The organism is Actinosynnema sp. NPDC020468, assembly GCF_040642015.1.
Lineage (GTDB): Bacteria > Actinomycetota > Actinomycetes > Mycobacteriales > Pseudonocardiaceae > Actinosynnema.
The window spans coordinates 67,326-79,680 of record NZ_JBFAEO010000042.1; the positions used below are offsets into that span (position 1 = coordinate 67,326).

The following is a 12,355-nucleotide window of genomic DNA, read 5'->3' on the forward strand; positions in this document are numbered from 1 at the left end:
CGGCTTCGCGGTTCTTAAGTCCACTCGACGGCGACCCCGGCCAGTCCGGGGCCGACGTCGAGGAAGTAGGCGCTGACCACGCCCCCGATCCCGCAGACGAGTTCGTCCACGTCGATCGGGGGCGCGTCGGTGTCGGTGCGGAACTGGCGGGTGCAGCGGGCCGGCAGCGTGCGCCGGTTGAACGCCAGTTGCAGCAGGTAGCCCCGGCACGGGTCGGGGAACGTGCGGTGGTGGCCCGGTGTGGGGCCGCCGGTGTCGTCCAGCACGGTGAAGCTGAACACGTGCTCCTCGCCCTCGGCCAGCCGCCGGTCGAAGAGCAGTTCGAACGCCAGCCCGCGCGACGCGCTCTGCCGCCGGGACCGGCCCTGCCGGCACCCCTCGGCCGGGCGCACGATCGCGTTGTCGATCACGCAGCCCTCGTCGCCCTGGTGCACCGCCACGTACCGGTCGGGCCCGGGTCTCTTGGCCCGCACCACCAGCCGGGTGGTGATCGACCGCTGCTCGCGCTGCGCGCCGATGAGCACCGAGTCGTGCACCGCCAGCACCTCGAGGTCGGAGTTGACCTTCGACTCGGGGTCGAACTCGGCGATGGGCCTGGTCCGGTTCCAGGCGCCCGCGAGTTCGGCGAACGCCGGTCGGGGCAGCCGGGGTTGCGGGCGTCGGCCGACCAGCGCGACCAGCGATTCGGGCGGCAGCCGCAGCACGGTCTCCAGCGCCCGCACGGTGCCGATGGCCCGGGGCACCTCGGGGTGCCGCAGCCCGCGCTGCCAGTAGCTCAGGGTGGACTGCCCGACCTGGACGCCGAGCGCCTCCAGGTGCGCGCGCAGCCGGGCGAGCGACAGGCCCCGGTGCGCGATGGCGTCGTGCAGGGCGCGGTGGAACGGCCCGTAGCGCAGGGTTTCGGCCAACGCGGAGGGCAGCCCCGGCTGATCGGCCGACACGGCGTGTCCGGACTCCGCGGTCACCGCCGCACCACCTCTTCCGTGCAAGAGTTGGGTTCACCGTAGTCACTCACTCGGGTGACCGAAAGGATCTCTTGTCACCCGACTGGGCGACGAGTTCGCCCACCCGTGCAAGGACTGGACCACCCGAGGTCTCTCTACAGTGGTCGCCGTGGGAAAACTGGTCGTGATCGAAGGCCTCGACGGAGCCGGCAAGCGCACCCTCGCGAAGGCGTTGACCGACGCGCTCGCCGAACGCGGGAGGAAGGTGGCCACCGGCGCGTTCCCGCGCTACGAGGAGGACGTGCACGCCGAACTCGTCCGGGACGCGCTGCACGGCAGGCTCGGCGACCTGACCGACTCCGTGCACGGCATGTCCGTCCTCTACGCCCTGGACCGCCGGGCCGCGGCCGAGGGCATCCGCGCCGACCTGGCCCAGTACGACGTGGTCCTGCTGGACCGCTACGTCTCCTCCAACGCCGCGTACGGCGCCGCACGCCTGCGCCAGGGCGCGGACGGCGAGTTCGCCGGCTGGGTCCGCGACCTGGAGGTGACCCGCTTCGGCGTGCCGGTGCCCGACCTGCAACTGCTGCTGCGGGTGCCGACCGAGGTCGCCGCCTCGCGGGCGGCCCACCGCGAGTCCGCCGAGTCCCGGGACCGGGACCTCTACGAGTCCGACTCCTCGCTCCAGTCCCGCTGCGCGGCGGTCTACGACGGGCTGGCCGCCGCCTCCTACCTGTCGCCGTGGCGGGTGATCACGTCGACCAGCCCGCTTCCGGAGGCGCTGCTGGAACTCTGAGTGGCCCCGGGCGTTCGACGGAATTCGGCACTTCACCCGTTAGTGTGATTCGGTAACGAAACGTGACTACCGGGCCGATGAGTCGCTGAACGAACCGCGCGCGACGAGGCGAGGTGGGCTCGTGGACAGGCGAACCAGGACGATTACCGACCGGACGCGCGTGACGACCAGCAGCGATGAGCGCTGGGTGGTGCGTGAACGATCGACCACTAGTGGGACGATGTTGGGTATGAAGGCACGCGTGCTCGTCGTGGACGACGACCCCGCCCTGGCGGAGATGCTGACGATCGTGCTGCGGGGCGAGGGGTTCGACACGGCTGTGGTGGCCGACGGGGCCCGTGCGCTGCCCGCACTGCGCGAGTTGAAGCCGGACCTGGTCCTGCTGGACCTCATGCTCCCGGGCATGAACGGCATCGACGTCTGCAAGGCGATCCGCTCGGAGTCGGGCGTTCCGATCGTCATGCTGACGGCCAAGAGCGACACCGTGGATGTGGTGCTGGGCCTCGAGTCCGGCGCCGACGACTACGTGGTGAAGCCGTTCAAGCCGAAGGAGCTGGTCGCCCGGATCCGGGCCAGGCTCCGCCGCACCGAGGCCGAGCCGGCCGAGGTGCTCCAGATCGGCGACCTGACCATCGACGTGCCGGGCCACGAGGTGCTGCGCGAGGGCAAGCCGATCCAGCTCACCCCGCTGGAGTTCGACCTGCTCGTGGCACTGGCGCGCAAGCCGCGCCAGGTGTTCACCCGCGAGGTGCTGCTGGAGCAGGTGTGGGGTTACCGGCACGCCGCCGACACCCGCCTGGTCAACGTGCACGTGCAGCGGCTGCGGTCCAAGGTCGAGCGGGACCCGGAGCACCCCGAGGTCGTGCTGACCGTCCGCGGCGTGGGCTACAAGGCGGGCCCTCCGTGATCGGAGTCCGCCGGAGATGACGTCGCGCCTGCTCGAGCCCGTGGTGCGTCAGGCGCGCCGCGCGGCCGAGCACGCGCGGCGTCGTGCCACGGCGTTCGGTGAGCTGTGGCGGCGGTCGCTCCAGCTGCGGGTCGTGGTCAGCACGCTCGCGCTGTCCTCCGCCGTCGTGTTCGTGCTGGGCATGGTGCTCCAGGTGCAGATCACCGGTCAGCTGCTGGAGACCAAGACCGAGGCGGCGATCCGCCAGGCCGAGGCCAGCGCGTCGGCGATCCAGCCCGACCTGTCCGGCCTCAACCCGGGCCCGGACAGCGTGCGCGCCCGGTTCACCAGCGCGTTGAACAAGATCAACACGTCCGGGTCCGGCTCGGACGCGACCACGTCGGGCGCGGGCGCGTTCGAACCCGTGCTGTACGACCCGGTCGGCGTCGGCTCGGACGGCAGGCCCATCGCGGTCGGCAACTGGCAGGACGTGCCCGACGGCCTGGTCAAGATGCTCGAGCGCGGCAGCGCGGGCTACCAGATCACCACCGTCGACCGGGCGGGCACCCGCACCACGCTGCTCGTCGTCGGCAAGCCGGTGAACAGCTCGGCCCGCGCCATGCACCTGTACCTGCTGTTCCCGCTGACCAGCGAGCAGGCGACGGCCGAGGTCGTGCAGTCCACCCTGGTGGTCGGCGGCCTGGTGCTGTTGCTGCTGCTCGCGGTGATCGCGAACCTGGTCACCCGCCAGGTCGTGCGCCCGGTGCGGCAGGCCGCCGAGATCGCCGAGCGGTTCGCCGACGGCAGCCTGGACGAGCGGATGCCCGTGGTGGGCGAGGACGACGTGGCGCGGCTCGCCGAGTCCTACAACGAGATGGCCGCGAGCATCCAGCGCCAGATCCACCAGCTGGAGGAGTTCGGCCAGCTCCAGCGCCGGTTCACCTCGGACGTGTCGCACGAGCTGCGCACGCCGCTGACCACCGTGCGGATGGCCGCCGACGTGCTGCACGCCTCGCGCGAGCAGTTCCCGCCCGGGCTGTCCCGGTCCACCGAGCTGCTGGTGGACGAGCTCGACCGGTTCGAGTCGCTGCTCGGCGACCTGCTGGAGATCAGCCGGCTGGACGCGGGCGTCGAGGAACTGGCCGCCGAACTCGTGGACGTCCGGGTGCTGGCACGCCGGGCGCACGACTCGGTGCGCGGCATCGCCAACAGCGCCGGCACCTCGATCGTGATGGACCTGCCCGCCGAGGAGGTCACCGCCGAGCTGGACTCCCGGCGGGTCGAGCGCATCCTGCGCAACCTGCTGGCCAACGCGATCGACCACGGCGAGGGCCTGCCCGTCGAACTCACCCTGCGCAGCAGCGGTTCCGCCGTGGCGGTGACCGTCCGCGACCGCGGGGTGGGGCTGCGACCGGGCGAGGCGGACCTGGTGTTCAACCGGTTCTGGCGCGCGGACCCGTCGCGCAACCGGCGCACCGGCGGCACCGGCCTCGGCCTGTCGATCAGCCTGGAGGACGCCCGGCTGCACGGCGGCTGGCTGGAGGCCTGGGGCGAGCGCGGGTACGGCGCGGTGTTCCGGCTGACCATCCCGTGCCGGCACGGCCAGGAGGTGGACGCCAGTCCGCTGCCGCTCGTGCCGCCCGACCTGCCGCCCGCCGAACCCGTCGTGGAGGCGGAGGAGGAGCCGGTGGTGGAGGAGGTCGAGCTGAGCGAGGAGGAGCTGACGTGGCAGCCCGCCGAGCCGGTGACCGGGGAACGCGAGGAGGCGCGGTGAGGCGCGTGCTGGCGGCACTGCTGGTGCTGGCGACGTCCGGGTGCGCGGCGATTCCCACCCAGACCTCGCCGATCCCGGTGAACCCGTCGGCGGGCGGCGCGACGCAGGCCGCCGCGCCCGAGCCGACCGACGACCTCGACCCGCTGAACCTGGTGCGCGGCTTCGTGAACGCGTCGGTGAACCCGGACGGCGACTACGCGGCGGCCAAGGCCTACCTGACGCCCGACGCGCAGAAGGCGTGGGACACCAAGGCGCCGCCCACGATCATCGAGACGACGTTCAACACGGTGCCGGGCGAGGTGGAGACCGGGCAGGACCCGAAGAAGCGCGCGGTGTCGTTCAACGGCAAGTACGTCGGGCGGCTGGAGACCGGGGACAGCTCGTTCCAGCAGCAGCTCGGCGACTTCACCGTGCCGGTCGGCGTGACCCGGGACGACAACGGGCACTGGCGCATCTCCGAGCCGCCGGTGGGCATCTACATGCCGCTCAACGGGTTCAACCTGAACTACCGGCGGGTGACGCTGTACTTCTACAGCCCCGACTTCAGCGTGCTGGTGCCCGATCCGCGCTACGTGGTCGTGCCGCCGTCGACCTCGATCCCGCGCCGGGTGACCGAGCTGCTGCTCAAGGGACCGGCGGCGAACATGCGCGGCGCGCTGGCGACCGCGATCCCGAACGGCGCGACCCAGCGCAAGGACACCCACGAGGCCGACGACGGCGCGCTGGAGGTCGACCTGGCCAAGGTCGGCGACCTGACCGCGCAGGTGCGCAAGCAGGTCGTGGCCCAGGTGGTGAAATCGCTCGCGGGCGTCACGTCGAGCCGGATCAAGGTGCTGGTGGAGGGCGCGCCGATCTCGCCCGACCAGACCGAGTGGCGGCCGGCGGACGTGCAGACCGGCGAGTCGCTGGTGACGCCGGACGCCGACCTGTCCGGGCTGCTGGTCAAGGACTCCTCGGTGCGGCAGCTGGCCGACGGCGTGCCGGTGAAGGGCCCGGCGGGCACCGCCGAGTACGGCGTGCTGAGCGCGGCGCAGTCGTTGGACGGCGCGAAGCTGGCGCTGGTGTGCCGGGACGGCGACCGGGCGCGGCTGCGGGTGGGTGGCACGGAGGACGACTCGCTGCCGTTCGTCGACCTGCCCGCGGTGACGATGACGCGGCCGTCGTGGCTGCTCAGCGGGCGGGCCGGTGAGCCGAGCACCGAGGTATGGACGGTGGTCGACGGCACCAAGGTCGTGCGGGTGAGCAAAACCGACACCGGGTGGTCGGCGAGCGCGGTGAACGCGACCGACCTGGAGAAGTTCGGCACGATCACCGAGCTGCGGCTGTCCCGGGACGGCACCAGGGTGGCCGTGGTGGCGGGCGGGACGCTCGTCGTGGCGGCCGTGGTGCGCGGGCAGGACTCGACCGTGGCGCTGCGGGCCGGGCGGTCGTTGCAGCCGTCCGCGCTGGCCACCGGGACGACGACGGTGGACTGGCTGGCGCAGGACGTGCTGGTGGTCGGGACGTCGTCGCCCTCGTACCCGGTGCTGAAGGTGAACCTCGACGGGTTGAAGGTCGAGCGGTACAACACGTCGAACCTGACGGTGCCGATCATCTCGGTGGCCGCGGCGCCGGGGCGCAACGTGGTGGCGGTCGACCAGAGCGGCATCTGGAGCGCGGGCGACATCGGCGACGTGTGGCGGTCCAGCGCGGTGATCGCGGACCGGTCGACGTCGGCGTTCTACCCGGGCTGAGGATTTCCGGGGCGGGTGCCCCATTTTCCCCTGGCCGGATCGTGATCGCCGGGTTCACCCGATCGAGAATCTTCGGGTGGGCTTCCTGGGGCGGAAAACTGTCGTACCCCGCCGGCATCCTCGACGCATGCCGATCAACCTGCTCCTCCCTTCCCGCTGCCCCGGTTGTGGCGCGGCGGGCGTCCGTTGTTGCGCCGCGTGCCTGAGCGCGTTCGGGCCACCGTTCCGCGTTCCCGGTTCGGGGCCGCCGGTGTTCGCGCTGGCGGCCTACCGGGGCGTCGCGCGGGAATTGCTGCTCGCGTTCAAGGAACGCGGTCGGCGTGATTTGGCCGGCGTCCTGGGCGCGTTGCTCGCGGTCGCCCTTCCATTGCTACCAGATGTGCCGCTCGACGCGTGGGTGGTGCCCGCGCCCTCACGCCGCGCGGCCAGTCGGCGCCGAGGGGGTTCCCACGTCGTGGGACTCGCGCGGGCGTCCGGGTGGCGGGTGTCGGCCGCGCTGCGGTTCGGGCCCGGCGTGCGGGAGTCGGTGGGGCTCGACGCGCGCGCCCGGACGATCAACGTCGCAGGTCGGGTGCTGCTCGCCCGGTCGGGTCTGCCACCACCGGGTGCCACCGTCGTCCTGCTGGATGACGTGGTCACGACGGGTGCGACGGCGTCCGCGTGCACCTCGGCGTTGAAAGCCGCCGGTTTCCGGGTACCCGCCGTCCTGACGCTGACCGCCACCCGCGGGCCGCACCCACGAGGGTGATACCCGCCGGGAACCCGGTGACCGGCTCGACCGTTGGCCTGACATGACGCCCACGCGGAGGCTGTTCGTCCCAATGACTCTGCCGACAAGTGTCCGCACGAGCCTGAGCCGAAAGGGTGAGTGCGTGCGTGTGAGCGCCACTCGGAGGTTCGCCGGGGCCACTCCGCACCGCGTCGGGTCGTCGCTCTCCGTCACCGGCGGAAAAACTTGGAGTTCCCCCGCCTCGGGGGCTGTCGCAGCGGCGAATACCGGGCTAACGTGCACCGCTATCAGCGTTCCCGGCACGCAGGGAGGAGGCGAACAGCCCATGATCCTGGCCCCGGGCGAGCGCTGAGGACAATTCCTCAGCGACAGTTACGCGAAGACGATCGCGACACCGGTGCCGAAGCCATCCGAAGCCATAGCTCGCCGCAACGCGAGGGAGGTCGTGTATGGACATCGTCGTTAAAGGCCGCAACGTAGAGGTGCCCGATCACTACAGGGTGCTCGTCGCCGAGAAAATGGGTCGACTGGAGCGCTACGACCGCAAGGTCATCCGCTTCGACGTGGAACTCTTCCACGAACCCAACCGCCGCCAGTCGAAGAATTGCCAACGTGTCGAGATCACGGGCAAGGGCCGTGGCCCGGTAATCCGCGCCGAAGCGTGTGCCGGCGACTTCTACGCCGCGCTGGACGCGGCGGTCGCCAAGCTGGAGAGCCGCTTGCGCCGCTCGCACGACCGCCGACGGGTGCACCACGGGCGTCGCGGCCCGACATCGGTGGCCGAGGCCACCAGCGGCCTGGGTGACGCGATCCCCGGCTCCGCGGACGGCCAGGCGCAGGTCGCGTGGGTCGGCCGGACCGCGGTCCTGGAGGCCGCCGAACCGGAACCCGGCTTCGAGGGCGTGGCGGACGTGCCCGAGCAGCGCTGGGAAGACGGCCTCGAGGACAACCTGCCCGGCAGGGTCGTGCGCGAGAAGGAGCACGCGGCCAAGCCGATGACCGTCGACCAGGCCCTCTACGAGATGGAACTGGTCGGCCACGACTTCTACCTCTTCGCGGACGCCGACTGCGGCCGCCCCAGCGTCGTCTACCGCCGAAAGGGCTTCGACTACGGCGTGATCAGGCTCGCCTGACCCGCTCCTGCCGCCCCCCCACCCACCTCGGCCCCCGGCGCTCTGCACGCCGGGGGTTCCCCATGCCCGCTCCCTGGCGCCCTTCCTCCGGCCCTGTCCCCGCCGCGCTCCCCAGAGCCGACTCCGCCTCTCGCCTGCGCCCCGCCGCGCCTCCCCGGTAGGCACCGCCCAAGGCCAACGTCGTCGGTCCCGCCCCGCGCCGCCTGTTGCCTTACGCCTCGCCCCCCGGTGCGCCTCGCCTGTATGCGCCGCCCAAGGCCGACCCCGCCGGCCCCCGCCGCCCCTGCTCCTGGGCCGCACCGGCACCCGCTGCCCGAGGCCGCCCTCGCCGGCTCCGCCCGTGCTGTCTCCTGACCTTGCGCCTCTTCCAGGGTCTCTCCTCCGAGGTGCGCACTTCCGGTGCCCAGCTGCGCACATTCCCCGGCACCGACTCCCCGACCTGGCCCAGGTCGGGTCCGGAGGCCCCCGACGTCTGGGCCTCTCGCCCCGTCCCCGTTCCACCCGGCAGCCACCGCCGGGTCACCCAGCCCTACCCGGCCCGACTTCCGTCCAGCCCGACCTTCGTCCCGGCCCGTCCCTCTCCAGGTCGTTCGCGCCGTCCCCAACTCGGTCCGACCCACGTTGAGCTTCTGGTCACCCCCAAAGCGTCCTCGCCGGACGGGCAGCGCCTCCGGGGGTTTTAGGGCGTCGTGTTCTCCCCGTATGGCCTGCCGGAGGCAACCACATGCGTCAAGGGGGCAGATCCGAGTGACGCGTGCGTTGGGCGTCGTGTGCCCCCTTGACACATGCGGTTGGGCTGCGCCCAGGCCATACGGGGAGAACACGAGGCCCCGGCGTTAGGCGACACGCGCCTTCGGCGCTCCGACCGCCGGCCGTCCCCGCGCCTTCCTTCGCCTCTGCAACCCCTCGCCGCGCCGCCGCCGCCGCCACCGCCCCGCCGATCCGTCCTTCCCCTCCCACGCGGCGGCCCACCCCCCAGCGCCGCCTCGTCCCTGCCTCGCCTCCGCTCCCCTCCCCCCACTGCCCGATCGGGCGCATTCTGTAAAACAGGTGTGAAGCGGTCGGTCCTCCAAACGGCGTTTTGATTGGCCAGGTCAGGTGTGGTGTCGCCCGATCGCGCGCCACTCGGTGGGGTCAACCGTCAACCCCGGCGGTCGGCTCGGGGCTGGTCGGGGGTGATCTCCCCAGGTCCGGCGTTCGGGGCGGGGCGCGTGGTTCCGCACCCCTTCCTACCTGTGTCTGTGCACACACCTTCGCGTCTTGCCTACGATGGCGGGTGGTGAGGGCACGTCGCGCACGTGACGAGCCGCTGGAAGGCGCCCGCGTGGGCGCGTCGCGATGAGGTAATGAGGTCGACCCAAGATGGTGCTGTCCCGACTGCTCCGCGCCGGCGAGGGCAAGATGCTCAAGCGCCTGCGCAACATCGCAGCGCACATCAACAACCTCGAAGACGACGTCGTCGACCTCTCCGATACCGAGCTCCGGGCGAAAACCGAGGAGTTCCGGAAGCGGTACGCCGACGGGGAGAGCCTGGACGAGTTGCTGCCCGAGGCCTTCGCCGTGGTGCGGGAAGGGGCCAAGCGGACGCTGGGGCAGCGGCACTTCGACGTTCAGCTGATGGGCGGCGCGGCGCTGCACCTCGGGCAGATCGCCGAGATGCGCACCGGTGAGGGCAAGACGCTGACCTCCGTCCTCCCGACCTACCTGAACGCCATCGCGGGCGAGGGCGTGCACGTCGTCACGACCAACGACTACCTGGCCAAGCGCGACGCGGAGTGGATGGGGCGCATCCACCGGTTCCTCGGGCTCACGGTCGGCGTGATCCTGTCCGAGATGACCCCCGAGCAGCGCCGGGTCGCCTACCACGCGGACATCACCTACGGCACGAACAACGAGTTCGGCTTCGACTACCTGCGCGACAACATGGCGTGGAGCCAGGACGAGTGCGTGCAGCGCGGCCACTTCTTCGCCGTCGTGGACGAGGTCGACTCGATCCTCATCGACGAGGCCCGCACCCCGCTGATCATCTCCGGCCCGGCCGACCAGTCCAGCCGCTGGTACCTCGAGTTCGCCCGGATGGCGCCTCTCCTGAAGAAGGACGTCCACTACGAGGTGGACGAGCGCAAGCGGACCGTCGGCGTGTCCGAGGCCGGCGTCGCCTACATCGAGGACCAGCTCGGCATCGACAACCTGTACGAGGCGGCGAACACCCCGCTCGTCGGGTACCTGAACAACGCGCTCAAGGCCAAGGAGCTGTTCACCCGCGACAAGGACTACATCGTCCGCAACGGTGAGGTCATGATCGTGGACGAGTTCACCGGCCGCGTGCTGGCGGGTCGTCGCTACAACGAGGGCATGCACCAGGCCATCGAGGCCAAGGAGGGCGTGGAGATCAAGGCGGAGAACCAGACCCTCGCCACGATCACCCTCCAGAACTACTTCCGGCTCTACTCCAAGCTCGGCGGCATGACCGGTACCGCCGAGACCGAGGCGGCCGAGTTCCACCAGACCTACAAGCTCGGCGTGACGCCCATCCCGACCAACCGCGCGATGCAGCGCAAGGACGAGCCCGACCTGGTCTACAAGACCGAGGAGGCGAAGTTCGAGGCGGTCGCCGAGGACATCGCGGAACGCCACGAGAAGGGCCAGCCGGTCCTGATCGGCACCACGAGCGTCGAGCGCTCCGAGTACCTGTCGAAGCTGCTGGTGCGCAAGGGCATCCCGCACGAGGTGCTCAACGCCAAGCACCACGACCGCGAGGCGCTGATCATCGCGAAGGCCGGCCGCAAGGGCGCCGTCACGGTCGCCACGAACATGGCGGGCCGAGGCACCGACATCGTGCTGGGCGGCAACCCGGACATCATCGCCGACCACGAGCTGCGCGAGCGCGGCCTGGACCCGGTCGAGACGCCCGAGGACTACGAGGCCGCCTGGTCGAAGCTGATCGAGGACATCACCGTCGAGGTCAAGGCCGAGGCGGAGGAGGTGCGCGAGGCGGGCGGGCTGTACGTGCTCGGCACCGAGCGGCACGAGTCGCGGCGGATCGACAACCAGCTGCGCGGTCGTTCCGGCCGGCAGGGCGACCCGGGCGAGTCCCGGTTCTACCTGTCCCTCAAGGACGAACTGATGCGCCGCTTCAACGCGACCATGGTCGAGAACGTGATGACCCGCCTGAAGGTGCCGGACGAGGTGCCGATCGAGCACAAGATGGTCACCCGCGCCATCCGCTCCGCGCAGACCCAGGTCGAGCAGCAGAACTTCGAGATCCGCAAGAACGTCCTCAAGTACGACGAGGTCATGAACGAGCAGCGCAAGGTGATCTACGCCGAGCGCCACCGCGTGCTGGCCGGTGAGGACCTGCGCGACCAGGTCGACCACATGATCACCAGCGTGGTCGGCGAGTACGTCGACGGCGCGACGGCCGACGGCTACGCCGAGGACTGGGACTTCGAGCAGCTGTGGACGGCGCTCAAGACGCTGTACCCGGTGTCGCTCGACCACAAGGAGCTCCTGGAGGCCGACGAGGACCTCACCAAGGAGTTGCTGAAGGAGAAGCTCCAGGAGGACGCGCACGACGCGTACTCCGCGCGGGAGGCCGACATCGACGGCCGGGTGGGTCCGGGCGCGATGCGCGAGCTGGAACGGCGCGTGCTGCTGTCCGTGCTGGACCGCAAGTGGCGCGAGCACCTCTACGAGATGGACTACCTCAAGGAGGGCATCGGCCTGCGCGCGATGGCCCAGCGCGACCCGCTGATCGAGTACCAGCGCGAGGGCTTCGACATGTTCAACGGCATGCTCGAGGCGCTGAAGGAGGAGACGGTCGGCTTCCTGTTCAACCTCCAGGTCGAGGCCGCCGAGCCCGAGCCCGCCCCCGAGCCGCCGGTGCAGGTGTCGATCGCGAACGGCGCGGGTCCGCTGACCGGCGCCCGGGCACGGGCGCGCGCCGCGGCCGCGGCCCAGCAGGAGGCGCAGGCCGAGCAGCAGCGCCGTCGGCAGCAGGAGGCGCCGGCGGGTCCGGCGCTCGCCCAGTTGCAGAGCGGCAACGCCATCCCGCCCGCGTTGCGGGGCAAGGGTTTGGGCGCGCAGGGCGGCCAGCAGGGCCTGACCTACTCCGGCCCGGCCGAGGGTGGCGGCGAGGAGAAGAGCGGCTCGACCCAGCAGGCGGGCGGCAACCAGCAGGGCGGCACCCGCAAGGAGCGCCGCGCGCAGGCCCGGCAGAGCGCGAAGGACCAGCGCAAGCGCACCTGAGTCGGGGTGAGCGCACCCGATCGAGGTGGTCGGTGACGGTGTGGACGGTGACGGTCGGGGGGGGGGGGCGGGGCGGGGGCCCCCCCCGCGCTCAGGGGGGGGGGGGGCGCG

Annotated in this window: 8 protein-coding genes; 7 read left to right on the top strand and 1 reads right to left on the bottom strand. The window is 71.4% G+C overall.

Going from position 1 to position 12,355, the window contains the following annotated elements; all coding sequences use genetic code 11:
* Positions 1-14: 14 nt before the first annotated feature.
* On the bottom strand, positions 15-965 hold the full coding sequence (locus tag AB0G50_RS26745; protein ID WP_360113426.1) for a hypothetical protein: 951 nt from the start codon (positions 963-965) through the stop codon (positions 15-17).
* Between the two features lie 148 nt (positions 966-1,113).
* Between AB0G50_RS26745 and AB0G50_RS26750 the strand changes: the two genes are divergently transcribed.
* From AB0G50_RS26750 to secA, 7 genes are all read left to right on the top strand, one after another.
* Entirely contained in the window at positions 1,114-1,740 is a 627-nt protein-coding gene (locus tag AB0G50_RS26750; RefSeq protein ID WP_360113428.1) for a dTMP kinase, read from the top strand.
* 229 nt (positions 1,741-1,969) lie between these two features.
* Positions 1,970-2,647 carry an MtrAB system response regulator MtrA gene (gene mtrA / locus AB0G50_RS26755; protein WP_015104936.1) on the top strand — a complete coding sequence of 226 codons (678 nt, stop codon included), beginning with the start codon at positions 1,970-1,972 and terminating at the stop codon, positions 2,645-2,647.
* Between the two features lie 16 nt (positions 2,648-2,663).
* A complete protein-coding gene (gene mtrB / locus AB0G50_RS26760; RefSeq protein WP_360113430.1) occupies positions 2,664-4,400 on the top strand; it encodes an MtrAB system histidine kinase MtrB in 1,737 nt (578 codons plus the stop codon).
* Positions 4,397-6,133, top strand: a complete 1,737-nt coding sequence (locus AB0G50_RS26765; RefSeq protein ID WP_360113432.1) for an LpqB family beta-propeller domain-containing protein — start codon at positions 4,397-4,399, stop codon at positions 6,131-6,133. Before mtrB ends, AB0G50_RS26765 begins: the two co-directional genes overlap by 4 nt.
* Before the next feature lie 250 nt (positions 6,134-6,383).
* Positions 6,384-6,881 carry a phosphoribosyltransferase gene (locus tag AB0G50_RS26770; RefSeq protein WP_360113434.1) on the top strand — a complete coding sequence of 166 codons (498 nt, stop codon included), beginning with the start codon at positions 6,384-6,386 and terminating at the stop codon, positions 6,879-6,881.
* Between the two features lie 431 nt (positions 6,882-7,312).
* Entirely contained in the window at positions 7,313-7,996 is a 684-nt protein-coding gene (raiA, locus tag AB0G50_RS26775; protein WP_360113436.1) for a ribosome-associated translation inhibitor RaiA, read from the top strand.
* 1,362 nt (positions 7,997-9,358) lie between these two features.
* Complete coding sequence (gene secA, locus AB0G50_RS26780) at positions 9,359-12,244, top strand: preprotein translocase subunit SecA (protein WP_360113438.1); 2,886 nt, start codon at positions 9,359-9,361, stop codon at positions 12,242-12,244.
* The last annotated feature ends 111 nt before the right edge of the window (positions 12,245-12,355 follow it).